22 protein-coding genes are annotated in these 25560 nt (G+C 61.8%); 10 read left to right on the top strand and 12 right to left on the bottom strand.

The genetic code is table 11. From position 1 onward, the window contains the following. Nucleotides 1-9: 9 nt before the first annotated feature. The 7 genes from JOD97_RS05620 to JOD97_RS05590 form a co-directional block, all read right to left on the bottom strand. Nucleotides 10-582: a hypothetical protein gene (locus JOD97_RS05620; protein WP_209714094.1), complete on the bottom strand. Its 573-nt coding sequence runs from the start codon at nt 580-582 to the stop codon at nt 10-12. Then, nucleotides 582-2339, bottom strand: a complete 1758-nt coding sequence (locus JOD97_RS05615; RefSeq protein ID WP_209714092.1) for a hypothetical protein — start codon at nt 2337-2339, stop codon at nt 582-584. The genes JOD97_RS05620 and JOD97_RS05615 overlap by 1 nt, the downstream gene beginning before the upstream one ends. After that, nucleotides 2336-4480 carry a hypothetical protein gene (locus JOD97_RS05610; protein ID WP_209714090.1) on the bottom strand — a complete coding sequence of 715 codons (2145 nt, stop codon included), beginning with the start codon at nt 4478-4480 and terminating at the stop codon, nt 2336-2338. Before JOD97_RS05610 ends, JOD97_RS05615 begins: the two co-directional genes overlap by 4 nt. Continuing rightward, nucleotides 4477-6744 (bottom strand): CHAT domain-containing protein, encoded by a 2268-nt coding sequence (locus tag JOD97_RS05605; RefSeq protein WP_209714088.1) that lies wholly within the window; start codon nt 6742-6744, stop codon nt 4477-4479. The genes JOD97_RS05610 and JOD97_RS05605 overlap by 4 nt, the downstream gene beginning before the upstream one ends. A gap of 276 nt (nt 6745-7020) precedes the next feature. Then, complete coding sequence (locus JOD97_RS05600) at nt 7021-7446, bottom strand: hypothetical protein (protein WP_209714086.1); 426 nt, start codon at nt 7444-7446, stop codon at nt 7021-7023. An 80-nt stretch (nt 7447-7526) separates the two neighbouring features. Further along, complete coding sequence (locus JOD97_RS05595; RefSeq protein ID WP_209714084.1) at nt 7527-8624, bottom strand: DNA topoisomerase IB; 1098 nt, start codon at nt 8622-8624, stop codon at nt 7527-7529. A 75-nt stretch (nt 8625-8699) separates the two neighbouring features. After that, nucleotides 8700-8927 carry a hypothetical protein gene (locus JOD97_RS05590; protein ID WP_209714082.1) on the bottom strand — a complete coding sequence of 76 codons (228 nt, stop codon included), beginning with the start codon at nt 8925-8927 and terminating at the stop codon, nt 8700-8702. A 185-nt stretch (nt 8928-9112) separates the two neighbouring features. Here JOD97_RS05590 and JOD97_RS05585 point away from each other — a divergent pair, with 185 nt between their 5' ends. The 6 genes from JOD97_RS05585 (at nt 9113) to urtE (ending at nt 15823) form a co-directional block, all read left to right on the top strand. Further along, the gene (locus JOD97_RS05585) at nt 9113-10246 is read left to right on the top strand and encodes a porin (RefSeq protein ID WP_229264191.1); all 1134 of its coding nucleotides are present in this window, start codon (nt 9113-9115) and stop codon (nt 10244-10246) included. Nucleotides 10247-10327: 81 nt separating this feature from the next. After that, nucleotides 10328-11527 carry an urea ABC transporter substrate-binding protein gene (urtA, locus tag JOD97_RS05580; RefSeq protein WP_209717224.1) on the top strand — a complete coding sequence of 400 codons (1200 nt, stop codon included), beginning with the start codon at nt 10328-10330 and terminating at the stop codon, nt 11525-11527. Nucleotides 11528-11647: 120 nt separating this feature from the next. Continuing rightward, on the top strand, nt 11648-13240 hold the full coding sequence (gene urtB, locus JOD97_RS05575) for an urea ABC transporter permease subunit UrtB (protein WP_209714080.1): 1593 nt from the start codon (nt 11648-11650) through the stop codon (nt 13238-13240). Next, complete coding sequence (gene urtC, locus JOD97_RS05570) at nt 13237-14325, top strand: urea ABC transporter permease subunit UrtC (protein WP_209714078.1); 1089 nt, start codon at nt 13237-13239, stop codon at nt 14323-14325. Before urtB ends, urtC begins: the two co-directional genes overlap by 4 nt. Beyond that, complete coding sequence (gene urtD / locus JOD97_RS05565) at nt 14322-15119, top strand: urea ABC transporter ATP-binding protein UrtD (RefSeq protein ID WP_209714076.1); 798 nt, start codon at nt 14322-14324, stop codon at nt 15117-15119. Before urtC ends, urtD begins: the two co-directional genes overlap by 4 nt. Before the next feature lie 5 nt (nt 15120-15124). After that, entirely contained in the window at nt 15125-15823 is a 699-nt protein-coding gene (gene urtE, locus JOD97_RS05560) for an urea ABC transporter ATP-binding subunit UrtE (protein WP_209714074.1), read from the top strand. Nucleotides 15824-15896: 73 nt separating this feature from the next. Here the strand turns inward: urtE and JOD97_RS05555 are convergent, their stop codons facing one another. Beyond that, on the bottom strand, nt 15897-16787 hold the full coding sequence (locus JOD97_RS05555; RefSeq protein WP_209714072.1) for a c-type cytochrome: 891 nt from the start codon (nt 16785-16787) through the stop codon (nt 15897-15899). Nucleotides 16788-16906: 119 nt separating this feature from the next. On the opposite strand from JOD97_RS05555, the gene JOD97_RS05550 reads away from it, so the two are divergent. Genes JOD97_RS05550 through JOD97_RS05535 form a run of 4 tightly spaced genes read left to right on the top strand, consistent with a single transcriptional unit; the run spans nt 16907 to nt 21076 of the window. After that, entirely contained in the window at nt 16907-17266 is a 360-nt protein-coding gene (locus JOD97_RS05550) for a cytochrome c family protein (RefSeq protein WP_373999791.1), read from the top strand. Then, nucleotides 17263-18210, top strand: coding sequence for a c-type cytochrome (locus JOD97_RS05545; RefSeq protein ID WP_209714070.1), 948 nt, complete (start codon nt 17263-17265; stop codon nt 18208-18210). Before JOD97_RS05550 ends, JOD97_RS05545 begins: the two co-directional genes overlap by 4 nt. Next, nucleotides 18207-20744: a cytochrome c oxidase subunit I gene (ctaD, locus tag JOD97_RS05540; RefSeq protein WP_209714068.1), complete on the top strand. Its 2538-nt coding sequence runs from the start codon at nt 18207-18209 to the stop codon at nt 20742-20744. Before JOD97_RS05545 ends, ctaD begins: the two co-directional genes overlap by 4 nt. A gap of 2 nt (nt 20745-20746) precedes the next feature. Next, complete coding sequence (locus tag JOD97_RS05535) at nt 20747-21076, top strand: hypothetical protein (RefSeq protein ID WP_209714066.1); 330 nt, start codon at nt 20747-20749, stop codon at nt 21074-21076. 164 nt (nt 21077-21240) lie between these two features. Here JOD97_RS05535 and JOD97_RS05530 read toward each other — a convergent pair whose 3' ends face one another. The 4 genes from JOD97_RS05530 to JOD97_RS05515 are packed head-to-tail and all read right to left on the bottom strand — an operon-like array spanning nt 21241 to nt 25444. Further along, nucleotides 21241-21801, bottom strand: coding sequence for a hypothetical protein (locus JOD97_RS05530; protein ID WP_209714064.1), 561 nt, complete (start codon nt 21799-21801; stop codon nt 21241-21243). Between the two features lie 39 nt (nt 21802-21840). Beyond that, nucleotides 21841-22758, bottom strand: coding sequence for a hypothetical protein (locus tag JOD97_RS05525; protein ID WP_209714062.1), 918 nt, complete (start codon nt 22756-22758; stop codon nt 21841-21843). After that, on the bottom strand, nt 22755-24431 hold the full coding sequence (locus JOD97_RS05520) for a hypothetical protein (RefSeq protein WP_209714060.1): 1677 nt from the start codon (nt 24429-24431) through the stop codon (nt 22755-22757). The genes JOD97_RS05525 and JOD97_RS05520 overlap by 4 nt, the downstream gene beginning before the upstream one ends. 56 nt (nt 24432-24487) lie before the next feature. After that, nucleotides 24488-25444 (bottom strand): HNH endonuclease, encoded by a 957-nt coding sequence (locus JOD97_RS05515; protein WP_209714058.1) that lies wholly within the window; start codon nt 25442-25444, stop codon nt 24488-24490. Nucleotides 25445-25560 lie beyond the last annotated feature (116 nt).

Raw genomic sequence — 25560 nt, 5'->3', positions numbered from 1 at the left:
TTGAATGGGTTATTTAGCGACCGTGCCGGCTTGAGCCGCATTTTTTGCTTCCTCAATTTTCTTTTTGTTGCTGTCGACTGTGGTTTTGACGGCGGTCGTGAATAGCTTGAGATTGTCGTACTTGGCTTGTGCCGTCAGATCGGCGCCCAAGGCCGCCAGCGATTTCTGCGCCGCCTCGGTGGCCTTCTTCGTGCTTGGCAACGGAGTGGCCAGCGCGGCGATCGTCGCGTCATCGAGTTTGTTCGCGGCGATTAACCCGGCTTCATCATTGCCCATCGCTTCGGCATTGCCGATCAATCTTAGCGTGACCGCTTGGGCTTGATAATCGCCGGCGGACTCGCGCATGCGACTGCTGTTGGCAATGCTGGCGCGTACGTTCTTCGCCTGCCGTTGTTGTTCGATCAGCGATGCCTGCCGAGCCTTGTACGACTCTGTTTCGCTCGATCGGAAATCGCCGAGCGCGCTTTCCATCTGACCGATGGCGCTCACGCCGAAGTTTGCCGATTCGCGAGCGACCGGTGGCGAGGCGCAGCCGGACAGCGCGATACACGCGATCGCGAAAGTAAGAAGATGGTTGTTCATCAATTGACTCCTTTGCCTATCCAGAGAAGGGTTGCGCTGTTGAGTAGCGCCTGTATATCGCTCGGTTTGATGCCGGAAGCGGCATAGGATGCCTGTTGCTCTACCACTGAATTGATGACGCCGGTCCATAGCGCCAGATTCGACTCGGCCAGCGAGAGCGAGCGGTCGTGGGCTAACGCGTCGACCTGGAAGTTAATTTTGGCGGCGGCTGGCTGGAGCCGCCCGACGTCATCCAAATAATTTGTGGCCGAGTCCCACAGGCGTTGCTTGTCGATGACCTGGGCTTTCCACGCATTGAGTTCTTTGGTCTTGGCGGGTCTGGCGCCCACCGGCGTGAAGCCGGCGTTGACCGGTTCCTCCAAATTGATCGGAGGGAGCGCGGCGGTGTCGATTTCGCGGCCTCTCCTCACTTCCGGTTTCCCGACCAGGGCCGCTTTTGCGTAGGAAAGACGTTGATAGCGCTGCAACTGAATGTTGACCCGCTGCTGAAGAAGATCCAGCTTCAGGCGGCGCAGCGCGATCTCCCGCGCGGCGGCATCGCCTTTGGCCTGCGCCAGGTTCTTCGCCAACAGCAGCGGCACCAGATTGGGCTTGTCGGTGGCGGCCCAATCCGCTTTTGTCTCAGCGGCAAACTTCGAGATCGCGAGGATGGCATCGGCGGCTTTGCTGCGTTCCGCCAACGTATCGTCTTTGGTGGCCGTCAACGTCGCTAAAAAACGGTCGATGGACGCTTGCTCGGCGTCGGACAGCAGCTGCGATCCGAAGGCGCCGCTCAGGACTTCGCCTGCCTTGTCCGCGTTCTCTACGGCGCTTTGCAATTTTTCCTTTGCATGCTGCAGCTTTTCCTGCAGCCCCTTGCTGTTCGCCTCCTGCGCCGACGTCGCCTTGTTAAACTCGGCCAGCGCCGCCTCGAAGGCGTCGCGCGCGGGTTTGGTATCGTCGTCGGCCTTGTCAACCTCCGCCGATGCGGTATCGCGCGCCTCGACGGCGGCCGCCAGCATTCCGTCGGGCAGCGTCGGTTTCGGGCCGATATCTTTTAACGCGGCGCATTTGGCCACGTAATCCTGCTGAATTTCAGTCAGCCTCCTTCCTTTGACCGCATCCGCATCCCGGATCTCGCCAATAGGCGCCTCATTGAGTTGCGCTTCGTCGCAGCGTTTCGGCGTAAAGCCCGATTGCTTGAAATTCTGTACAGCGAGCGCCACCCCAGCCTCCGCGCCCTGTTTTGTCGTTTCATATTGCACCCAGGATTGTGCTGCCGAATCCGATGCGGATAGCTTGTGCAGCTCCCTTTCTATGGACTTGAGCAAGACATCGTTGACCGAGCCGCTGCCGATCGCCATTTCGCGGGCGGCAATGTTGCGCAGGATTACCGCTCTCTCGTCCGTCGTCTTGAGTTGCTCAGCAAGAAGGGCCGCGTGGTTTTTCCTGGCGAGGCTGATTTGAGATGTCAGATCGACTTTTTCCCAGTCGCTTTTGGCGGTTTGACCTTGCTTGTCGCGGGCTTCGTTGTAAAACACGCTGCAGCCGGTCGCGCTGGCCGCCAACGTGGTGAGCAAAACCGACTTTGCGAAGAGGCGGGACTTTGATCCGCTTCGACTAGAGGTGAACCCTTGTTTTGGACTATTTTTCATTTTTTTGTATTCCCCTGAGATGAAATAATCCGGGGGGCGCAAGCGACTGCCCGCCGGCACTGTTTGATGCCATCGGCGGATGACATCGCCACGGTCACCGGCGCCGCCGCGCCCGATGATCACGGGCCCACTTTTGCCGGGGTGATGCGCTCGGCGAGTTTTTCGGCGCTGAGGTCGGCCGTGAATCCCCAGAAGAACAGGGCCAGTAGTTCGGCCCAGGTGCCGATGAATTTGTCTTCCATGTAGGCGAAACTCGCCCAGGCCAGCAGGATCGCCACCAGCGTCGCCATGCCCAGGTCGGCCCTGAACAAGGCGAGCTTGTTCGTCGCCACCGCGCTTTCGAGGCTGCCCAGCTTGAAAGCGTCGAACGATGGAATAAGCACTTTCGCGGCGCCGCCTTGGGGGTATAGTTGGGCCGGCGCCGGCAACGTTGCCGGCGTGGCGGCCGCTGTGTCAGCGCTCAATTGTGAGTTCAGCGGGGGCACGCCCTCAAGCAGCGCGATCCAGTTCGCGCCAGGTTGGTTCAAGTCCGGCGCGTGATCCGCGCGCAGCGATGCAAGCTTTTGCAGCAGTTCGTTGCCCGCGTCGATGGCGCGTCCGACGTGCGTGGTCCATTGCGCGAGGAGCGGGCCGGATAATATCGGCGAGGGCAGGGACCGCGCGGCCGATATCAGTTGGTCCGCGGCCTGGCAGAACCCGTCGAGCTCCGTTTTCAAGCTACCGGCTGCGGCACGCCCGTCGACCAGCGCCGATATTTTCGCCGCGCCTTTTGCTAATTCTTCCGCGCACCAGGTCAGCAGCGCTTTCGCGTTCAGCTCCACCTCGGAGGCGGCTCGGAGAAACGTTTTAGCATCGCTTTGATATGGACCCGACAGCGCCGACAGCGACGCCCTCCATTCGACGAGCCGGGCGGACAGCATCGTTTGCGCCGCCGGCATGAGCATGACCGCCACCAGGCCAAGCTGCTCGACGAACGTGTCGCCGATCAGTTTAAGCTCGGCGTGCGCTTTGGTCAGGCCCTCGTCGGTGCGTCGCTTGGTCGCCTCGATCAGCGCCTGCGCGCGTGTGGGGTCGCGGCCCCGCAGCAACAGCTCGCTTTCTTGCAACTCTTTGAGCGCTTCGTCCCGCACGTCGCCAAGCTGAACCGGCAGGGCGGATTGAACGTCGTATCCGTTTCGAAGGTCCACGATCGCTTTCGACGTCGAACTTATTTCTTCATTTAACTTTTGCAGCGCCGCGGCGACGGCGTCTTTGGTGATTGTCGTGACCTCGTTAATCTTGGCGTCGTCATCCTTGTTGACCGCGTTGACAAGATTCTCAAGCGGCTCCCGAATGGCATCGGCGAATCCCGTATCGGGGATCGTGTCGAGTTGCTGGCGATAGGCGATCAGCGCTTCCAGCGCCGGCGCGCGCGCCGTCGCCAAGGCCTGGCGGTGCTTGAACACCACCCGATTGATCACGCCCGCAACGATGCCCAAGGCGACCATCCAAATGATCCAGGACCAGTGCAAGCGTGTTCGGTACTGCAATGGGATAACATAGCGGTTGTCAAGATCGGGACTGTCGAGCGCCAATTGTCCGTCGGTGACACCGACCGGTAGCGTTCCGGCGTCGAGCGCGACATCGACATGGCCGCCGACAGCAACGTCACGCGCCGAGCTGGTCTGCCACACGCCGGTATTCTTCTGTCCCGACACCAGATTCTCGAGTCTTAGTGTGAGCGCCCTGAGGTGCTCGCCCTTGTTGTCCACCGCCGGCCGCAGTTCGATGGTGGCCGGCACCGTCCGCGTTGCGACGTCCCGGTCAAAAAAAGCCACCCAGCGATCGACCGTCACTTTTCCCGCAACGGTTTCGAACTTGACGGCGGGGCGGGTGAGCGTCAGGCGAAAGGGGTCGAAAGCATCCTCTTTCCCACACGGTACGACGATCAGTTGATACTCGCCGGGCCTTAGACTGTGGACGTTCTTGATATTGATGAGGAGCGTGGGAACTCCGGTTTTGACGCTGAGCTTGTCGTTGACGTCGAAGTGATCGCTCAGCACCTTATCGTTGTTCTGCTTCCATGACACAGCGCCCAGTCGCAAGCAAACATCGGCTGTTCCGGGCGGGACAATCAGAGGAACCGGTAAAGTGGTTTGATCGCTCGCCGTCGACATGATGTACGGCGGCGCCTGCAGCGGCGATAACGTCACCGCTGCCACGGGTAGGCCCGTCAGCAGCATGGTGATCGTGGCGTAGTACTTTGCGCAGCTTGTCCGCATCATGTTCTCCCGATTGTCAAATCCGCGTTGCCATACACCGTGAAGACAAACGGTGAAATGTCTTGATTCCGAAGTCCGTCGATCACGAAGCTGCGCACCGCTTCTCCCAGCGGTAATTCGCGCCCCAGTGTTTTCTCGAGCAAATGCGTGGCAAAGGCGGCGGCCTGGCTGGTCAGGACGTTCCATTCCGTGCCGGCGACGGCGGCGGCGCCGGTGGCGAGGAACGCGTCCACCAAATTGGTCAGCTCACCCAACCGGGTGCGCGCCGATTGGCAGGCCATGAGCAGCACGACCGGCCTGTACGGTGCCTCCCAGCGTGGATGGCTCGCGCTACGGGTCTGGGAAAGCCAGCGCGCCGACACCCGCATTTCCCCGATTTCGGGGCGGATCGCGAGCATGTGGCTGGGAACGTTGCGGTTGTCGTCTTCCGGATACAAATGACTGAGCAGCAGGAGCACGGCCGGCCTTTGACCAGGATTCCACAGTCTGTCCTGGAGGCTGGGTATGAGCGCGGCAATTTTCTGGACATCGTTCGCCCAACGGTTGGCCAGCGCTTGGGCAAAATCGGAGGAGGCCAAGCTGTTGTCGGCGATGCCGGACAAAACCAACGGGCCATTCGATTGGGCGCTGGTGTGGACGCAGCGTCCCTCCGGCGTACCGCCGGCGCCGAACTCCTCCGAGATGAGCTCGATACGGTGGCGCGCGCTCCAAAATCCTTCGATGCACACGACATTCTTTCCGGGACAATGCGGGCAGCCGCGCATGCCGGGCGTCCAGTCGGGGCTGGCCGCCTGGCCGGCCAAACACACCTCGGCCCGGAGAAAGTCTTCGCCCTCGGGCAGCACATAGTCGTAGACCACCTGCCAGGGGAAGGGGGCGTCGCCGTGGCGTACAAACTGGACGGTTTCTCCGGCGTTGGTTTTTAGATCGTGGAGACGGGTGTCAGCTGAGTTCAGCGAGAGCCTTTCCCAGATTTTGCTGCCCAGTTGCGCCAACTTCAGCAGGCTCGATTTGAAACTGGCATTCGGGTCTTCCGCCGACTCTTGCAAAATCGCGCGGAAGTTATCCATGAAGCGCGTCATGGCCGCCGAGTTCAATTGGACTTGCTGACTCCAATTGCTTCCTTTTATCATCACCGTATGGCTGCCGGGATTGACGTCATGATTAAGCGCTATGGATAAAGCCCTGGCGTGCAGGTTCCGGATTGATTGAATCGATTCCAATCCGGACGATGTCATCTTAATAATTGTGCCTTGACTTTTGGTAACTTCCCCGCTTGCGCCGGTCAATCCCCCCGTTGTCAGGGTGAATGACTGGATTAAATTGTTTTGCCAATACAGTGCGATACGCAAATCGCAAATGCCTTCTTCCTCTGGTGTTATCAGATCAAAATACGCGTATTTGGTCGGACCGGCAGGGGGAAGTGACAGCGTTATCGTCGATGGTGAACGCAGCCTAAAGCGCTTTGGAAAAACGGTGACGTCAATGGCACGCGGTTTATCGTCGGGAGCCGCGCCCAGGATTTCATCGACCGATACCACGGGCCCTTGCACCGCGCTGTAACGCGGATTTGGCGATCCAATATGAACCCGTAGACGGTAACGGGAATTGGACGCCAGCGCTTGTTCGAGCGCCGCCTTGCCCAAGAGCTTGTATCGCCCGTTTTCATCCATGCGGGCAAGGGCGAAATCAGCCACACGGTTGTCGCGGCGCTCCCTTTCCCGCTCGGATTGGTCGGGCGACTGCAACGCGTCGAAAAGGGCCTCGCCCAGGTAATCGGACGCTGGCGGAGCCGAGGTTGGCGCGCTCCTCGGCACGGTGGGCGGGCGCGGCGACAATTCCGGGGTGTCGCGCTGTGGCTCGGACGGGGGCGCCAATACGTCCAGGATCAACGGCTCAAGCTGTCGCAGCAAATCAAGCCATAGTCTGGAATCGAGATTGCTAAAGCGGCCCGCTTCGGCCCGCGCGGCCCAGGTCGCCGCCCTTGTTATCGATATGGGAGACGGCGCCCGTATGGATACGGAACCACTGAGAAAGCCTCGCATTTGCTGGTCCAACATACGTTGCCAGTTGGCTGCCAGTGCGACGGCATCGGCAACATGGGCGATAATTCCCTCAGTACTGCGGGAATACCAGGAATGCACGATCGCCGTTTCCATCGTGCGTAGCGTGGATAAGAGCGAGCTATGAATTGCGTAAATGGCCTTTAATTCATCCTCGGCCGTTTTATCCGGAAATCGCTTATAGTATTCATTAATCGTAGGCATAGCTATCCCAACGGCCAAGAACAACGACCCTTCAATAATTAAATAATTTTTAATATCATAATGATATTGCCATATTAGAATCGAATTGTCATCGTCTAAATGCGGGGCGTTGTTAAACGGATAAAAAGGAAGCGGTCGTCATCGCTTCCCATTGCGTTGATCACGCTAAAAAAGGGCGCGGCTTATCCTGCGCGCGAAGGTTTACCGAGCGCGTGTTCCGTGAATGGGCGATTGTTTTGTGTAATGGTCGGGCGATAGGGACGCGCGGTCCCGGCCTTAGCCTTGTTCGGCGCCCAGCAGGTCGCGCGCGTTCAGCAGCGCGTAGATGATCTCGGGATGCTGGCCGAAGCAGCGGCGGATCGCGGCGGGAATGTTTTCGCGGGTGCGCCGGCACAGGCCTTGCTGCTCCGCCAGCTTGATCTGCAAACCCATGACGGTGCGCACGCCGTTGGCGCTGGGCGTGATCGTCAGTTGGATGCCCAGCAGTTCCCGCATGCGCTGCTCGATGCGGCCCAAAGCCTCGTAGCTGTCGATCGCTTCGATGCGCGCGATCAATGCCTTTTCCTCCTCGCGCGTCAGCCGCAGCACGCGGATGTCGGTCTGGTCGTCGCGTTCCCACGCGTCCAGCAGCTCGCTCTGCCGGCATTCGCAGGCGCCGGGCGGGCACTCTTTGCGGATGGGAAATGGCAGGGCAGGGGGCATGGGCGGCTCGCGGTCAACGGAAGTAGATTCTACCCCGAAGGCGGGTGCCGCGCGAGCGCCGGACGCGTCCTCCGCCGTGCTCAGGCCGCCTGCAGACGCTGCTGCAACAGCGCCAGCACCGCCGCTTCCTCGGGACGCAGCTCGTGCAGGTCTTCCTTCAATTCCTCCTTGGCGCGCTGGCGCAGCGCCGTCAGCATCGTGCCGTCGAGGTAGGACTCGATCACCGCCGGATGCACGTAGCATTTGCGGCAAATGGTCGGCGTGTTGCCGAGTTTTTTGGCCACCGATTCGATCGCCTGCACGATGTTCTTCTTGGCCTGCGCCTCGGAGTCGTATTTTTCATATTCCAGCAGCGCCACCGCCGCCAGCACCGTGCCCGACCAGGTGCGGAAGTCCTTGGCGGTGTAGTCCTCGCCGGCGATCGATTGCAGGTACTCGTTGACGTCGGCCGAGCCGACCGTGTGCGGATTGCCGTCGTCGTCGACATACTGGAACAGCTCCTGGCCCGGCAGGTCCAAGGTGCGGCGGATGGTGTTGGCCAGGCGCCGGTCCTGCACCTGGACCGTGTGGTTGACGCCGCTCTTGCCGCGGAAGCGGAACTCGACCTTGCTGCCGTCGAGCCGCACATGGCGCTCGCGCAGCGTGGTCAGGCCGAAGGATTTGTTTTCGCGCGCATATTCCTCGTTACCGATCCGCATCATCGTCGCCTCCAGCAGGTAGACGATGGTCGCGAGCACCTTTTCGCGCGGCAGCCCGGGTTGCTTGAGCGCGGCGTCGACGGCCTTGCGGATGGCCGGCAGCGCCTTGCCGAAGTTGAGCATGCGCTCGTATTTCGATTCGTCGCGCAGCGAGCGCCAGCGCGGGTGGTAGCGGTACTGCTTGCGCCCGCGCGCGTCGCGCCCGGTCGCCTGCAGGTGGCCCAGCGGCTGCTTGCAGATCCAGACGTCGGTCCACGCCGGCGGGATCACCAGCGACTTGATGCGCGCGAGCGTGTCGGCGTCCTTGACCGGGTGGCCGTCGGCGTCGACGTAGTGAAAGGTCTTGCCGCGCTTGCGGCGCGCGATGCCTGGCTGGTAGTCGTGCACGTAGCGCAGGCCGGCCGATTTGGCCGCCGCCAGGGCGTCGTCGGTGGCGGGCGTGGGGGCCGGGGTGACGGCCGCTGGGAGATCGCGCTTCATTGCTGTCCTCGGGTGAGCAGGTTAGCGGTAATCCTACCGTCCGCCTCAGCGCAATGATGTGCGATAGCGCACGCTTTATTCCATGCGTTTAAGACGCTGGCCGAGGATGCCCCATTTGCACGGCTCGCCGTCGACGGTGCCGGTCAGCGCCCAGCCGGTGCCGATCTTTTCGACGCCGATCTCGCACTCCAGTTCCTTGGCCAGTTTCTCGGCCCAGCCGCGCGCGGCGCCCTGGCCTTTGAACAGCTCGTTGCCTTCGTAAATCACGGTGGCGTCGAATACGGGGGCGGCGAAAATGGTCATGATAGGGCTCTCTTAAAATCTGAAAGCGTAATTGTGCACGAAATTGCGTGCTATGGGATCACGTAGGGGGGGAATGGGCGGAACGCCGTAATCGGCCCTACGTCATTCGACGTATTCCCCGAGTTCTCCTTGCTGACTAAAGTTGCAACATTAGTTCAACAATAGTCCAACCAAGGGGAAACACGATGCGTCTGAAACGGGGAAGCCAGCAACTGCTGCTGGCGGCGGTGGCGGCGGTGGCGGCGGGTATATCCAACCCTGCCTGCGCCGGCGCGACGATCAACATGGGCGACGACAAGTCGGTTAGCGTCGGCTTCGGCCTGCGCGAGAGCTTCACCAGCGCCGAGGACGCCGCGCCCAACGGCAGCGGGCGCTCGCAGGACTTCAATCTGGACAGCGGCCGCCTGTTCTTCGGCGCCTCGCTCAACAAGAACATCAAGGGCATGTTCAACACCGAGTGGGACGGCGACAAGATCCGCGTGCTCGACGCCGCCGGCCAGTTCGCCATCTCGCCCGAACTCAATATATGGGCCGGCCGCCTGCTGTCGCCGAGCGACCGTGCCAACATGGCCGGGCCGTACTACTCGATGGGCGGCGGCTACTGGGCCGGCGTGGCGTCGCGCTACGGCTACAACGGCGGCATCTTCCGCGGCCGCGACGACGGCGTGGTCGTCTGGGGCAACGTCGCCGACGGCAAGCTCGGTTACTCGTTCGGCGCCTTCGAGGGCCACACCTTCGGCATCGGTACGCTGACGCAGTCGCAGGCCAAGGCGGCGGGCGTCAAGGCCGACGATTCGCTGATGTACGCGGGCCGCCTGCAGTACGACTTCTGGGACGCGGAACCGGGCTACTACGGCACCGGTAACTACCTGGGCAACGCCGACATCCTGTCGATCGGCGTGGCGGGCCGCTATCAGAAAGACGGCATCCTGACCGTCGCCAAGAACGGCAAATACAGCTCCTACAACGTCGACTTCCTGATGGAGAAGCGCATCAAGGGTTCCGGCGCGGTGGCGGTGGAAGCGGCCTACTACGACTACGACACCGACAACATCGTGCTGGCGGAGCAGGGCAAGGCCTATTCGGCCGGCGTGTCCTACATCTTCGAGCAGAAGGCCGGTTGGGGCAAGCTGCAGCCGTTCGCGCACTGGCAGAAGTTCTCCGCCGATACCAACGTCGACACCAAGCAGATCGACGCCGGCGTGAACTACATCATCGACGGCTACAACGCGCAGGTCAGCGCCTTCTACTCGAAGACCAAAGTCACCAGCGTCGCCAGCCAGGACAAGTTCTCGGTCACTTTGCAGCTGCAATACTAATCTCGTCACCTACGGAGCTATCACATGCAAAATCGTCGCAACTTCATCGGCTCCCTGAGCCGCATCGCCGCCGCCGCGTCCATGCTGGCCGCCGGTGTGAATGTTTATGCAGCAGACACCATCAAGGTCGGCATCCTGCACTCGCTGTCGGGCACCATGGCCATCTCGGAGACCTCGCTCAAGGATGTCGCCTTGATGACCATCGATGAGATCAACGCCAAGGGCGGCGTGATGGGCAAGAAGCTGGAAGCGGTGGTCGTCGATCCGGCCTCTAACTGGCCGCTGTTCGCCGAAAAAGCGCGCGGCCTGATCGCCCAGGACAAGGTGGCGGCGGTCTTCGGCTGCTGGACGTCGGTGTCGCGCAAGTCGGTGCTGCCGGTCTTCAAGGAGTTGAATAGCCTGTTGTTCTACCCGGTGCAGTACGAGGGCGAGGAACTGGAAAAGAACGTCTTCTACACCGGCGCGGCGCCGAACCAGCAGGCGATACCGGCGGTGGAATACCTGATGAGCAAGGACGGCGGCGGCGCCAAGCGCTTCGTGCTGCTGGGGACCGACTACGTCTACCCGCGCACCACCAACAAGATCCTGCGCGCCTTCTTGAAGAGCAAAGGCGTGAAGGATAGCGACATCGACGAGGTGTACACCCCGTTCGGCCATTCGGATTACCAAACCATCGTCGCCAACATCAAGAAGTTCTCGGCCGGCGGCAAGACGGCGGTGATCTCCACCATCAACGGCGACTCCAACGTGCCGTTCTACAAAGAGCTGGGCAACGCCGGCCTGAAGGCGACCGACGTGCCGGTGGTGGCGTTCTCGGTGGGCGAGGAGGAACTGCGCGGCGTCGACACCAAGCCGCTGCTGGGCCACCTGGCGGCCTGGAACTACTTCGAGTCGGTGAAAAATCCGGTCAACGCGGAGTTCATCAAGAAGTGGAAGGCCTACGCCGTCGCCAAAAAACTGCCGAACGCGAAAACGGTGGTGACCAACGATCCGATGGAAGCGACCTACGTCGGCATCCACATGTGGGCGCAGGCGGTGGAGAAGGCCAAGTCGACCGACACCGACAAGGTGATCGCGGCGATGGGCGGCCAGAGCTTCAAGGCGCCTTCGGGCTTCACGCTGACGATGGACGCGACCAACCACCACTTGCATAAGCCAGTGTTCATCGGCGAGATCCGCGGCGACGGCCAGTTCAACGTGGTGTGGAAAACGCCGGGTCCGGTGCGCGCCCAGCCTTGGAGCCCGTACATCCCTGGTAACGAAGGCAAGCAAAAGCTGTAAAGAAAGCGACGGTGGATTGAGCCGTACACCCAACCCAAAGAGGCTGGGGTCGGACCCCTCTGGGTCCGACCCCTGTCCGCCGCAGTGCGGGTTCCACGATTTCCGCATACTGGAAAAATCTTGAAAAAACTAATACTGCTAGCATGCCTGTGCATCGCCGGCGCGGCACAGGCGGCCATCGACAGCGCCTTGCTGGCGCCATTGACCGGCGACGACGCCGACGCCCGCATCGCGGCGGTCGGCAAGATCGGCGCGCTGGCCAATGACGACGCCACCCGCCTGTTGATGGCGATGAAAAACGGCGACGCCTACGCGACGCCCGATGGTCACATACTGATCGTCACCGACGACAAGGCCTACAATCCCGCCAGCGGCGCCACCGGCCCGCTGCCGGAGGGGATCGACGGCCTGATGATCAACAACCGTCTGCGCGGCGCCATCGACGACGCGCTGTCGGCGCTCAAACTGCTTTCCCCCGACCGCGCCGAACGCCTGGCCGCCGTCACCGAGCTGCAAAAAAGCGTGACGCTGGCGCAGGCGCCGCTGATCGAAAAAGCCCTCGCCAAGGAGACCGACGCCGGCATCCGTCCGCTGCTGCAGCTGGTCGCGGCGACCGCCAACCTGCAATCGCCCGACGCCGCCAAGCGCAAAGGCGCGGTGGAGGCGCTGGCCGATAGCAGCAACGCCAACCTGCGGCCGGTGCTGCAGGCGATGCTAATTAAAAACGCCGACGGCACGCCGGCCGAACCGGATGAAGGCGTGCGCGTGGCCGCCGCGCGCACGCTGGCGACCATCGACAGCCGCCTGGCGCGCACCGAATTTATCGGCAATGTCTTCTACGGCATCTCGCTGGGCAGCGTGCTGCTGCTGACGGCGCTGGGATTGGCCATCACCTTCGGCCTGATGGGCATCATCAACATGGCGCACGGCGAGCTGCTGATGATAGGCGCCTACACCACCTATCTGTGCCAGCTGGCGTTCCGCCAGTACTTCCCGTCGGCGGTGGACGCCTACCTGATCGCCGCGCTGCCGGCCGCCTTCCTGGTGACGGCGGCGGTGGGCGTGGCGATGGAACGCACGGTGATCCGCTGGCTGTATGGCCGTCCGCTGGAGACGCTGCTGGCCACCTGGGGCATCAGCCTCATATTGATGCAGGGCGTGCGCACCATCTTCGGCGCGCAAAACGTCGAAGTGGCCAATCCGTCGTGGATGTCGGGCGGGGTGACGGTGCTGGGCAACCTGGTGCTGGCCTATAACCGCATCGCCATCATCGTCTTCGCGATGATCGTCGTGGCGGGCGTGTGGCTGATCCTGAACAAGACGCGACTGGGCCTGTTCGTGCGCGCCGTGATGCAGAACCGCCGCATGGCCGGCTGCGTCGGCGTGTCGACCGCCAAGATCGACATGATGACCTTCGGCCTGGGCTCGGGCATCGCCGGCCTCGGTGGCGTGGCGCTGTCGCAGCTGGGAAACGTGGGGCCGGACCTGGGCCAGAGCTACATCGTCGATTCGTTCATGGTGGTGGTGCTGGGCGGCGTCGGCCAACTGGCCGGCACCATCATCGCCGCGCTGGGACTGGGCGAAGCCAACAAATTCCTCGAGCCGGTGGCAGGCGCGGTGCTGGCCAAGATCGCCATCCTGATCTTCATCATCATCTTTATCCAGAAGCGGCCGCAGGGTCTGTTCGCCATGAAAGGCAGGAGTGCTGAATGACCGCTAATTCTTTGTTTTCGCGCCGGGCGTGGAGCGCCATCGCGGCGACCTGCGTGGTGCTGGCGGCGCTGCCGCTGCTTAACCTGGTTTTCCCGGACGGCCACGCGCTGCACGTGCCGAGCTACATGGTCAGCCTGATCGGCAAATTCATGTGCTACGCGCTGGCCGCGCTGGCGCTCGACATGGTGTGGGGCTACGCCGGCATCCTGTCACTGGGCCATGGCGTGTTCTTCGCGCTGGGCGCCTACGCGCACGGCATGTACCTGATGCGCGCCATCGGCAGGGATGGCGTGTACCAGAGCGATCTGCCGGACTTCATGGTCTTCCTCGACTGGAAAACCTACCCGTGGTACTGGACCGCGACCGACAGCTTCTGGTACTGCCTGTCGCTGGTGGTGCTGGTGCCCGGCGTGCTGGCCTTCGTGTTCGGCTTCTTCGCGTTCCGCTCCCGCATCAAGGGTGTGTACTTCTCGATCATCACGCAGGCGATGACGTATGCCTTCATGCTGCTGTTCTTCCGTAACGACACGGGCTTTGGCGGTAACAACGGCTTCACGGATTTCAAACGCATTCTGGGCTATTCGATCAGCGCGCCCGGCACCAAGGCGACCCTGTATCTGGTGACGCTGGCGGTACTGGCCGGTTCGCTGCTGCTGTGCCGCGCCATCGTGCGCTCCAAGCTGGGACGCGTGCTGCAGGCGGTGCGCGATTCGGAGTCGCGCTTGATGTTCATCGGTTATAACCCGCTGTGGTTCAAACTGTTCGTATGGACCCTGTCGGCGGTGCTGTGCGGGATAGCGGGCGCCTTGTACGTGCCGCAGGTGGGCATCATCAATCCTTCCGAGATGTCGCCGGCGAACTCGATCGAGATGGTGATCTGGGCCGCCGTCGGCGGGCGCGGCACGCTGATCGGTCCCATCATCGGCGCCTTCTCGGTCAATGGTTTGAAGAGCTGGTTCACCGGCGCCTTCCCGGATCTGTGGCTGTTCGCGCTGGGGTTGATCTTTATTTTGGTGACGCGCTATCTGCCGCAGGGCATCGCCGGCCTGGCGGCGCGCCGGGGCAAGAAGGAGGAGGCGGCATGAGCGGAAACGAGAGCTATGACCGCGTCGCGGCAGCGGGACTGGATACGACGCACGGCGCGATCCTGTACCTGGAAGAGATCACGGTGTCGTTCGACGGCTTCCGGGCGCTCAATAAACTGAGCCTGGACATATCGGTCGGCGAGCTGCGTTGCATCATCGGGCCTAACGGCGCGGGCAAGACGACGATGATGGACGTCATCACTGGCAAGACGCGGCCGACGTCCGGCACGGCCTACTTCGGCCAGACCATGGACTTGAGCCGCATGACCGAGTACCAGATCGCCCACGCCGGCATCGGCCGCAAGTTCCAGCGTCCGACCATCTTCGAGCAGCACACGGTGTTCGAGAACCTGGAACTGGCGATGAAGACCGACAAGCGCGTTCGGCCCACGCTGTTCGCGCGGCTGGACTCGGAACAGCGCGGCAAGATCGACGAGATCCTCAAGCTGATACGCCTGAACGGCAGCGAGGCGCGTCTGGCCGGGTTGCTGTCGCACGGCCAGAAGCAGTGGCTGGAGATCGGCATGCTGCTGATGCAGGAGCCGCAGCTGATTTTGCTCGACGAGCCGGTGGCCGGCATGTCCGACGCGGAGACCGCGCGCACGGCCGAACTGCTGAACGAATTGCGCGGCAAGCATTCGATCATGGTGGTCGAGCATGACATGGCGTTCGTGACGGAGATCGCGCAGCAGGGCGTGGTGACGGTGCTGCACGAGGGTTCGGTGCTGGCGCAGGGGACGATGGCGCAGGTGCAGTCCGATGAGCGGGTGATCGAAGTCTATCTGGGACGCTGAAGAATATGCTGCAAGTTGAAAAAATCAATCAGTACTATGGTTCGTCGCATACCTTGCGCGGCGTGTCGCTGGAGCTGGAGCGCGGCAAGTGCATGGCGCTGCTGGGGCGTAACGGCGTGGGTAAGACGACACTGTTGAAGTGCCTTATGGGCGTGTTGCCGGTGTCGGCCGGCAGCGTCAAGCTGGAAGGGCGCGACATCACGCGCCTGGCGCCGCACCAGCGCGCGCGGGCCGGCATTGCCTACGTGCCGCAGGGGCGGGAGATCTTCGCGCGGCTGACGGTGGAGGAAAATCTGCTGATGGGGCTTGCGACGCACAGCGGCAAGAAGGCCAGCTTGATCAAAGGCGAGGTGTACGAGCTGTTCCCGGTGCTGAAGGATATGCTGCACCGTCGCGGCGGCGATTTGTCCGGCGGCCAGCAGCAGCAGTTGGCGATCGCGCGGGCGCTGCTGGCGGAGCCGAAGTTGATCATCCTCGACGAGCCCACCGAGGGTATCCAGCCGTCGATCATCAAGGATATCGGCAACGTGATACGGCTGCTGCGCCAGCGGGGGGACATGGCGATTCTGCTGTGCGAGCAGTATTTCGATTTCGCGCACGAGCTGGCGGACCAGTTCATCGTGATGTCGCGCGGGGAGGTGGTCGCCGCCGGCGCGCAGGCGACGATGAACGATCCGGAAGTTAAGCGGCATTTGGCTGTGTGAACCTTAACCCGGTGCGGCGGGGTCGGACCCCTCGGGGTCCGACCCCAGGGCGGATCGCCTTGCGGGGTGGGGGCTAGCGCGCCAGCAGGTACGTCGCCATGTCGCGCGCGTCGGACTCGGTGACGTTCATCGCCGGCATGGCCGTTTGCGGGTTGATTTGCCGGGGATCGCGTATCCATCGCGCCAGGTTGGCGGCGTCATTGGGCAGGTGGCCGGCGATGTATTTGCGCGCCGCGAGATCCTTCAGCGGCGGACCGAAAAACGTCTCCGGACCTGTCACCCCGGGAATGACATGACAGGCGTTGCAGGCGTACTGGCTTAGCGCGAGCCGCCCGCGCGCGGCGTCGGCGCGCTCGCGCTGCGGTCGCGGCGCGCGCGGCTGGGCGCCGGCCTGTTTGGTGATCGCCGCGTAGGCCTGCGGCGACAACTCCGGCAGCGCGACCAGAAAACCAACCACCGCCCACAGGTCATCCTCGGCCAGGTGGAATTCCCAGGCCGGCATGCCGCTCATCTTGATGCCATGGCGGGTGATCCAATACAGCTCGTTCGGACGCCAGCGGCGCGCGGCGTCGGCCAGCGGGCCGGGCACCGGCTGCATGCTCTTGCCGATGTCGTCCTGGGCGACGCCGGGGGCGCCGTGACAGATCACGCAGTTGTCGCGGTACAGGCCCGCGCCGCGCAGCAACGCCGGCGTTGGCGTCGATGCGGCATTGAACCCCGCCCCCTGGATTTTGGCCTGGGCCACGGACGCCGGCGTGCGCACGTCGCGCGCGTAGTGCTGGACCGATTCGCGCATACCGCGTTCAAGCACCGTGTGGACCGGCTGGAAGTGTAGTTTGGTGGAGGCGACGTCGTAATAACCGCCGTAGAACACCACCGCGCCGCCGGCCGCGCCGAGCACCGCCAGCGTCGCCAGGGTGGCGGCGACCGTGGTCAAAACGAGTCGGCGGCGGTGCGTAGTCATCGTTCGTGTCCTTTGCCGACCGCGCCAATCACGGCGCGACGACCCGCGTTCTGTTGAACGTAGCGAAATGATATGTTCTTGTATTATAGCTATTCGACAGGCTTGAGCAGGTTCCAATCGTGCGCATCCTTCTCCTTTCCTTACTGGCGCTGCTGGCCGCTTGCGACACCGGCGAACAGGCGCGTTCACCGGTGCCGGGTGGCGACGTTGGACGCGGCAAGCTGCTGCTGGCGCGGTACCAGTGCGGTTCCTGCCACCAGATCGCCGGCGTGGCGGCGGCGCGCGGCACGCTCGCCCCGTCGCTGGACAGCTACGGCCGGCGCAGTTATATCGCCGGCCAGATTCCCAATCGTCCCGATGCGCTGGCGCGCTGGATCGTCGACCCGGCGGCCATGAAGCCCGGCACCGCGATGCCGGCCATGGGCGTGTCGGCCGCCGACGCGCGCGACATGGCGGCCTACCTGTACGCGCAACCATGAGCGCCCAATCCTGGCTGCAATCGGCGCTGCATCCGGCCGGACCGGATGCAGCCGTCATCGCGCAGTTGACGTGGGTGCTGTTCATCGGCGGCGCGCTGTTGTTCGCCGGCGTGATGGCGCTGTGCGTGATGGGCCTTCGCGGCAGGCGTCCGGTGCGGCCGATGGTGTGGATAGTCGGCGGCGGCGTGCTGTTGCCGCTGGTGCTGCTGTCTGCGTTGCTGGTGTTCGGCACCTGGCGCGCCGCGCAATTGAGCCAGCCGACGTCGCGCCACGCGGTCAAGATCGCGGTGGTGGCGCGCATGTGGTGGTGGGAGGTGCGCTATGCCGATCCCGCCGGCGGAGCGGATATCGTGCTGGCCAACGAGATCCGGGTACCCGCCGGGCAGCCGGTTTATCTGGGCCTGAGCAGCGCCGATGTGATACACAGCTTCTGGGTGCCTTCGCTGGCGGGCAAGGTCGACATGGTGCCGGGCCGCGTGCACGGCATGACCTTGCAGGCCGACCGCGCCGGCGTCTATCGCGCGCAGTGCGCCGAATATTGCGGCGAGCAGCACGCGCGCATGGCCTTGCACGTCGTTGCGCAGTCGCCCGCCGAATTCACGGCATGGCTGGCGGGGCAGGCGCGGCCGGCGGGCATCCTGCCGCACGGGGGCGAGGTGGAGCGCGGGCGGCGCGCCTTCGACGAACAGCGTTGCTCCGCCTGCCATACGATACGCGCCGGCACCACGGCCGACGATGGCCGCGCCACACTTGGCCCGGACCTGACGCACGTCGGCAGCCGCCTGTATCTGGGCGCCGGCACCTTGCGCAACGGGCAGGGCGCCCTGGCGGCCTGGATCGCCGATCCGCATGTCGCCAAGCCGGGCGTGCGGATGCCGGCCAGCGCCGACATGGACGGCGCGACCCTGCGTGCGCTGGCCGCCTATCTGGAGCAGCTCAAATGACGGCCGCGCGCGACGACCTTCCCAGCTCCCTGCCACGCCCGGCGGGAGAACTCGAACAGCTTGAACGCATCTGGCGCACGCCGCGCGGGCTGGCCTTCCTCACCACCGTCAACAACACCAATATCGGCCTGCTGTACATCGGCACCGCGCTGCTGTTCTTCATCCTGGCCGGCATCCTTGGCCTGATGATCAGGGCGCAGCTGGCGGTGCCGGAGAACGCGCTGCTCTCCGCCGGCACCTACAACCAGGTGTTCACCATGCACGGCACGGTGATGATGTTCCTGTTCGCGATCCCGGTGGTCGAGGCGATCGCCGTATTCCTGCTGCCCGGCATGCTGGGCGCGCGCGACCTGCCGTTCCCGCGCCTGTCGGCCTACGCGTTCTGGGCGTACGCGGTGGGCGGCATCGGCTTTTTCCTTAGCCTGTTCGCGGGGCTGGCCCCGGACGGCGGCTGGTTCATGTATCCGCCGCTGACGGGTAAGGAGTATTCGCCAGGGCTGAACGCGGACTTTTGGCTGCTCGGCATCGGCTTCATCGAAATTTCCGCGATCGCCGGCGCCATCGAGCTGATTGTCGGCATTCTGTTCACGCGCGCGCCGGGAATGACGCTGGGCCGCATGCCGGTGTACGCCTGGGCGATGCTGGTGGTGGGCGTGATGATCGTGTTCGCGTTCCCGGCGGTGATCGCCGGCACCACCTTGCTGGAGCTGGAGCGCGCCTACGACTGGCCGTTCTTCATTCCCGGCCGAGGCGGTGATCCGCTGTTATGGCAGCACCTGTTCTGGTTCTTCGGCCACCCGGAGGTGTACATCATCTTCCTGCCGGCCGCCGGCATGGTGTCGACGATGATCCCGGCACTCGCCGGCACGCCGCTGGTGGGGCACCGCTCGATCGTCGCCGCGCTGGTGGCGGTGGGTTTTTTCAGTTTCGCGCTGTGGGCGCACCATATGTTCACCGCCGGCTTGGGGCTGCTGGAAACGAGCCTGGTGTCGGCGGCCAGCATGGCGGTGGCGATACCGACCGGCGTGCAGGTGTTCGCGTGGATAGCCACGCTGTGGCGCGGGCAGGTGCGCATCAACGCGCCGACCTTGTTCCTGCTCGGCTTCATGTTCATCTTCGTGCTCGGCGGCCTGACCGGCGTGATGGTGGCGGTGCTGCCGTTCGACTGGCAGGTGCACGACACCTATTTCATCGTCGCCCACCTGCACTATGTTTTGATCGGTGGGATGGTGTTCCCGATGTTCGCGGCCTTGTATTACTGGATGCCGCTGGTGAACGGTAACCGCATGTCGGAGCGCGTGGCGCGCTGGGTGTTCGGACTGATGTTCGGCGGGATGAACATGGCGTTCTTCCCGATGCATATCACCGGTTTGCTGGGCATGCCGCGCCGAGTCTACACCTATTCGCCGGAGATGGGCTGGGATCTGCTCAACATGCTGTCGAGCGTGGGCGCGTTCATTCTCGCGCTGGGCGTGCTGCTGTTCATGGTCGACGCGGTGCGCACGCTACGCCTGCCGGAGCGAGAGCATGGCAACCCGTGGCGCGCATCGACGCTCGAATGGCTGCCGGCCGACGAATACGCCACGCGCAGCATTCCGCAGGTGGCGTCGCGCGAGCCGCTGTGGGACCATCCGCAACTGGCGCGGGAAGTGGCCGATGGCGCGCACTGGCTGCCGGGCAGCGCCACCGGGCGGCGCGAGACCATCGTCACCAGCCCGGTGCGGGCGCGCCCGCTGTATCTGCAGGTGCTGCCGGGGGACAGCTGGTGGCCGTTCGCCGCAGCCGTCGGCACGGCAGGTTTCTTCCTGCTGCTGACGATAAAACTGACGCTGGTGGCATGGGCCTGCGGGATCGTGGCCGTGGCGTCGGTGCTGGCGTGGATGTGGCAGTCCGACAGGCCGCCCGCGCAGCGCACGGCGAAGGTGGCGGACGATGTCGTGCTGCCGGTGGGCGTCACCGGACCGGCCTCGCACTCGTGGTGGGGGACGGTGATCATGCTGGTGGTCGACGGCACCATCTTCGCGTCGTTCCTGTTCGCGCATATTCACATCTCGATGCGGCTGGAGGTTTGTCCGCCGCCGGGCAGCCGCCTGCCCGCGCCGTTATGGCCTTTGCTGTCCTGTGGGCTGCTGCTGGCGGGATCGCTGCTGATCGAATGGACGCGGCGCACGGCGGTGGCAGGCGCGCCGGTCCGGATGGGCGAGCAGGGATGGCAGCGGCTGGCGATCGCGCTGGCGCTGGCGTGCATGTTGGGCGCCTTCGCGGCCGATCTGCGCGGTCAGGTGTTGGCGGGGCTTGATCCAACCGCCCATGCCTGGGGCGCCACCGTGGCGGCGATGCTGGCCTATCAGGGGCTGCATGCGGTGTTGCTGTTCATTTTGGCGTGTTATTTGTTGGCCCGGTCCTGGACGGGCAGGCTCACGCCGCCGGGCCGCGCGACGTTGGATAACTGCGCGCTGGTGTGGCACTATGCGACCTTGCAGGGGCTGTGTATCGAGGCGGTCGTTCGGTGGCTGCCACAATTGATGGGATGATCATGCGCACTCAAGACCGGCTTCTCAGTCAAATGACGCTGGCGGTGGCGCCGCTGCTGGTGTGGGCCGCGCATTTCTTTTTTTGCTATGCGTGGACGGCGGCGGCCTGCCAGCGCGGGGGCGATCCCGCCGTTGCGCTGGTCGTGGCCTCGGTGCTGGCCATGGTTGCCGCCGTGGCGCTGCTGGCGCGCGCGGTGCGGCTGCTGTGGCGCGCAGCGCGACCGGTGCAGCTGATCGTTTGGGTGCGCGTCGCGACGGCGGCGCTGGCGCTGGCCGCGATAGCATGGACTTGCGTGCCGATGCTGATGCTGCGGATGTGTACCGGACCGTGAGCCTCGTGGCTTCTTTTTTAGCCGCCTGCGCGGCATAGCTTTGTGATAAGTGCGTGCCTTTTCTGCAAATATCGAGCAACATTGCTTCGTTTTTTCGAGTGGCTTCCGCGTATTCGACGTTAGGGACTAAATACGCGATACGGCATTGCGCAAGTATGAAAGACTCATTGACGATGGCGTCTTGCCGGCATGCAGGCTTTTGCTACAGCCTGCCTGATGTCGAGGCCACGCAAAAGCCATTGCGCCGTCCTCCGCAAATATAGTGCGCGGATAGGTTGCATGACGGCGAGGCGCATTTGTATTTCTGTCCATTGCCGCTCTCCAACCGCCACGCGAAGCTCCCCAATACTCATTTTCACGAACTCATCCCTTCGGCGCGCCTTCAATGTCAGCAGCTCATTGCGGCTCGGCGAGAATCCTGATGAACACTTTGTCGGGCGCGGATCGTACTCCGATTCTGATACGCGTGCCGCCATAGCAAGTCGTGTGCCTACCTCTATTGTTCTCCCCGCGATCAAATCCAGGACCTTGCAGAGCGACTGCTTCGCTTCAGCTAGACGCCCTCGGGCTGATGTAGACTTCTCTTTGACTATGAGCGCCTCGAGAATGCTGGCAAGTTCCTCTGTCAGGGTGAAGTCAAGGAGGAACAGATCTGTTATGTCTATTTTGACAGAATCAATCTCCAAGTGGACGACCACTGTGGCTGTAGCAGATTTGGGTATCATGACGTTATACAGGCGCAATTCAAGGTGTAGAAATAGCGCTCACGGCGAAGCTTTGAATTCGCGTGCAAGCCAAGGTATAGCCCGGAGTTGCTCAAGAATATATCGTTGATACGCGGACGACTGTGCGGACGCCTTCACTAAGTGTTGAATTTCTTGTTTTATGCGTTTTTTCTCGGTATCCAGCGCGTGTGTCTCGGTCGAGGTCTTAGCAACAGTACTACTGCCGTTCATTCCGTAGGTGGCTCCGTAGACAGCGCGTTCTGCACGAATTAGATCGATTGCATACAGTCCACTATCTAATCGGACCGTGAATTTTCCCGCGAGGAGATGTGCGGCGACATCCTGACGGTCCCTCTTGATTCGATAAAGGCGATATTCGAAAGATCGGTTGCTCACCATGGACCATTTGAACGCATGGGCAATGGCTTTACTCGCGTCATCTTTCGATTCAAAGACCCGCTTTCCGCCGGATACGGGGATACGCTTCAATTTGACAGGTGTTGCCAAGACTTCTACGCGCGAACGTAGACGGCGAGCACTTCGTGAGTCGCTCCCTCCATACTCGGGGCAGGCAAGACGGGCATAGGCATAAATGTCCTCCAATTCCTTCAGCGCTTGGAATGTTGGGCCGGCACGATCGCGCCAGAATGCGGCAAATGTGCCGTAGCCTTGCTTACGCCAATAAGGGCGATGGTTTCGGAGTAGTGAGACAGCCTCGTAGAAGGTAGTCCAACTTTCGATAGAGTGATCAAGCATCCTCATTAGGGCGTCGAGGTAGGCCCGACGTTGGGTCTCGTTTTTTAACGAGGCAAAATGACGCCGCACGTCCGGATCCGTCAAAACTATAAACTCCGGCATCGGTATCCGGGTGCGCAATGCTTCTGTTCCGGCAAGCTGGTCTCGGAGCGAGCGGCTCTGCTTTGGCGTGCGCACGGCGGAGGTTTCATTGGTTCTCATATATCCTCCCATGCGCGCCCTCGCTTGAAGAGTTCGTCGAGTGGCCTGAGCTGACCTGTATTGAGCAACCGAGACGTGATCCACTTCAACAGCTGCCGCTGAAAGGCCTCGCTGCGCAGGGCAAATGTGACGCATGATTTGCAGAGCACCGCGCCGTATTCAAAGTCGCTAAGTCCGCTGACTGGGACCGGAGCCAAACGGTAACGAGATCCTTCGATCACAAGTTCTAGTACGGTGGCGTATTTTTCCTTGATATTTAAGAACTTGGAAATCTTATTAGCCAACGTTCGGATGAGATCCGCAGGGGTTTCTTCAAATTCGAAGTCCAAGGCTTCAAAGCGCCCAACCAACACGTCGCGCAACTGTTCTATATGCGCCAGCCACACCTCGTCGCCCCATAGTTCGCGTGTGCTGGTTTCGCGCGGGCCGAAAGACCACTCATTCAACCAGGCGATTGCGTCATCGACGGTAAAAGGTCGCCGGAACAGGTGTTCCGCTTCGAGAATAGGCTCGGCATCTGGAGGTTCTTCCCGGAGAAGGGATGACCGGAAGTCCTTAACGGCATCGATATCCCTTGCCTCAATCGTGCCATTGACTTCGATGGTAAAGGTCACGGGTTCGTTGTCGATCAGGCTTTTGGCGTAGGCCCGTAGCGGACCTAAGTCAGCACTTTCGGCCACCCACGCCGCTCCTGTCGCCGACTGCTCTCTTGCCGCATTGGCGCGGATGTTTTCGACCCGACGTAGAATGTCTTCGACGTCAGGTAGGGAACCGGCTTCCAGACTTGCCGCCACTAAATGTGCGATTGCGTACTTGTCGGCCAAAGACATGGCCTTAATTGTGCGGTGACTTTCAGACGCCGTGAAATTGGATTCAAGTGCCACGAATTCTTCGAGGGTCATCAAACCTGCGGTCTCCTCGCGCATGTGGCGGATGTAGTGGATCGCGCGGTCAATGTTCTCGGCAGTTTTGAACTTGTGCTTACCCGCATGCGTCGGCCCGAAAGTCTCGTGCGTGACGATACGAACAATGTCATGCGATGCTGGAGGAATATATAAAATGTCGCCGACACGGACTGCGGCGCTGCGCATAAAGCGCCCGCCTCGCTGAATTAAGACTGTCGCGCTGTCGATGTATTCAGCCACTCCCCAGACTGACAAGTACTTGTTGTTGATTCCCTCAACAGCCATTTGGTTGACCACCAAAAAACGGCAGCAGTCCGGGCCAAGCCTCCCAGTTCGCAAGTAGCGATAGAACGGGTGTTCTTTGTCTAGCTGATTTGACGACCTGCAGTGAACTCCCATTGCATTCCAGCCGTCCTTCTTTGGAAACATGCCGCGTTTGCTTTCGAAAACGCGTTGCATATACCTGGCAACTTCATCTACCATCGCGTTGTCTGCAACTGAGATGATTGCGTGCACGGGAAACGGTTTAGCCAACACCTTTTTCATATGCGTGTGACGATAATGCTCCCAATGGTCGTGTTCTCGAATATGCTCCTTTCCTTGAATAAATTGGGGGTCATCGAGCTCTTGGACCAGTTGGATGACGTAATTCGTTACCGAACGAATGCTTGGGAGTCCATTGAAATTGGACGTGTCCTGGAACTCCTCGTCGAGAAGCTTTTGCCGATCCGCAGACAGAACGATAAGTGAACGCTCGCCGCGAATCACAGATTCCCCGACCCAAGAGTTCGACCGGTGCGGTACTCGTTGCGACACGATAGCCCCTAGCGAATGTATTTCATCGACCCGTCTTCTGACATGGCATCAAGATAAGTGAAATTGCTCACCAAAACGATATCATCTAGAAGTTTGCCGTCGCCTTTAAAGGGCGTGGCAGAAAAACCAAAAACGAGCGTGTTGCTTGCTGCAGCGACAAATTCCCGGATGTTGTCGGGTGCAAAGTGCATTTCATCGAAAATCACCAGCGGATGTCGATTAGCGACACGTTCAATGCCTCGAATCCATGCGCGACCGCGTGGCCCGTTCCGTCCTTCAGCGCTCACGTCTAGGTGAGGCCACAGCATATTCGGACACATCACACCGATATGGTAAGAAGCTTGGGGATCCAGTAAGGTGGCGTTGTCGGTGATTTCAAGGACAGTCGGAGCTTCATGTAAGAAACCATACCTGACAGGTTCCGTTTCAAGTTCTTGAGCAATTTGAGATCGGAGCGCCGTCCCTTTTGTCACGATTAGCATGCGATCGATGCGAGACTGAGCGGGGCACGATCTGCGGACACATGCATTGATAGCGAAGGGAATACAAAATTCCGCAAGTGTCTTCCCAGAGGCCACGACTTGCGCCACAGTGTACAGCTTCCCGCTGATTTGGCTGATCGGCTGCGCGAAGAACGTCCGGTAATCGAGTAAAGCGTGATACACATATTCCCGCTGGGACGTTCGCAGCACAGCCAAGTTGAGCGCGTTGTCGAAATACAGATGCTTACTCCAATAACCGTCCGGGCGGGACCCCTTGGATGAGTTATGGGAGCGGCACATGGGTTGGAGATTGCTAAGCGCGTCAGTACCATGCTCGAATTTCGACACCCGGTGGTCAACTGTCAGCAGATCCATTGGCGCATCGCAATTCGGCACTACGCAACGAATTCTGCCATCGGGATCCGTCCAAGCAGACAGGAATTGTTCCCATACATCGGGGCTGATACGATATGGTTTTTTCATGCTGACCTCTTCAGGCTTGCCTCCTGCGAGGGGGCCGCGTGCGGGTCTGATTATCTCGCGTTGGGGTGAGGTGATGCGCACGTTAGCTTCGCGCAATCTGCGCTCTGGCCGCGACG

The organism is Duganella sp. 1411, from assembly GCF_017833525.1.
Lineage (GTDB): Bacteria > Pseudomonadota > Gammaproteobacteria > Burkholderiales > Burkholderiaceae_D > Rugamonas.
The sequence above is the reverse complement of the archived record's forward strand: the minus strand, read 5'-3'. Positions and strand labels throughout refer to the sequence as shown.

Excerpts from the sequence above, each read along its gene's own strand:
- urtE (WP_209714074.1), top strand. The coding sequence starts at position 15,125 with ATGCTGCAAGTTGAAAAAATCAATCAGTACTATGGTTCGTCGCATACC.
- JOD97_RS05555 (WP_209714072.1), bottom strand. The coding sequence starts at position 16,787 with ATGACTACGCACCGCCGCCGACTCGTTTTGACCACGGTCGCCGCCACC.
- urtD (WP_209714076.1), top strand. The coding sequence starts at position 14,322 with ATGAGCGGAAACGAGAGCTATGACCGCGTCGCGGCAGCGGGACTGGAT.
- JOD97_RS05535 (WP_209714066.1), top strand. The coding sequence starts at position 20,747 with ATGCGCACTCAAGACCGGCTTCTCAGTCAAATGACGCTGGCGGTGGCG.
- JOD97_RS05585 (WP_229264191.1), top strand. The coding sequence starts at position 9,113 with ATGCGTCTGAAACGGGGAAGCCAGCAACTGCTGCTGGCGGCGGTGGCG.
- JOD97_RS05525 (WP_209714062.1), bottom strand. The coding sequence starts at position 22,758 with ATGAGAACCAATGAAACCTCCGCCGTGCGCACGCCAAAGCAGAGCCGC.
- JOD97_RS05515 (WP_209714058.1), bottom strand. The coding sequence starts at position 25,444 with ATGAAAAAACCATATCGTATCAGCCCCGATGTATGGGAACAATTCCTG.
- JOD97_RS05530 (WP_209714064.1), bottom strand. The coding sequence starts at position 21,801 with ATGATACCCAAATCTGCTACAGCCACAGTGGTCGTCCACTTGGAGATT.
- JOD97_RS05610 (WP_209714090.1), bottom strand. The coding sequence starts at position 4,480 with ATGATGCGGACAAGCTGCGCAAAGTACTACGCCACGATCACCATGCTG.
- JOD97_RS05590 (WP_209714082.1), bottom strand. The coding sequence starts at position 8,927 with ATGACCATTTTCGCCGCCCCCGTATTCGACGCCACCGTGATTTACGAA.
- JOD97_RS05620 (WP_209714094.1), bottom strand. The coding sequence starts at position 582 with ATGAACAACCATCTTCTTACTTTCGCGATCGCGTGTATCGCGCTGTCC.
- urtC (WP_209714078.1), top strand. The coding sequence starts at position 13,237 with ATGACCGCTAATTCTTTGTTTTCGCGCCGGGCGTGGAGCGCCATCGCG.
- JOD97_RS05545 (WP_209714070.1), top strand. The coding sequence starts at position 17,263 with ATGAGCGCCCAATCCTGGCTGCAATCGGCGCTGCATCCGGCCGGACCG.
- urtA (WP_209717224.1), top strand. The coding sequence starts at position 10,328 with ATGCTGGCCGCCGGTGTGAATGTTTATGCAGCAGACACCATCAAGGTC.
- JOD97_RS05595 (WP_209714084.1), bottom strand. The coding sequence starts at position 8,624 with ATGAAGCGCGATCTCCCAGCGGCCGTCACCCCGGCCCCCACGCCCGCC.
- JOD97_RS05605 (WP_209714088.1), bottom strand. The coding sequence starts at position 6,744 with ATGCCTACGATTAATGAATACTATAAGCGATTTCCGGATAAAACGGCC.
- ctaD (WP_209714068.1), top strand. The coding sequence starts at position 18,207 with ATGACGGCCGCGCGCGACGACCTTCCCAGCTCCCTGCCACGCCCGGCG.
- JOD97_RS05600 (WP_209714086.1), bottom strand. The coding sequence starts at position 7,446 with ATGCCCCCTGCCCTGCCATTTCCCATCCGCAAAGAGTGCCCGCCCGGC.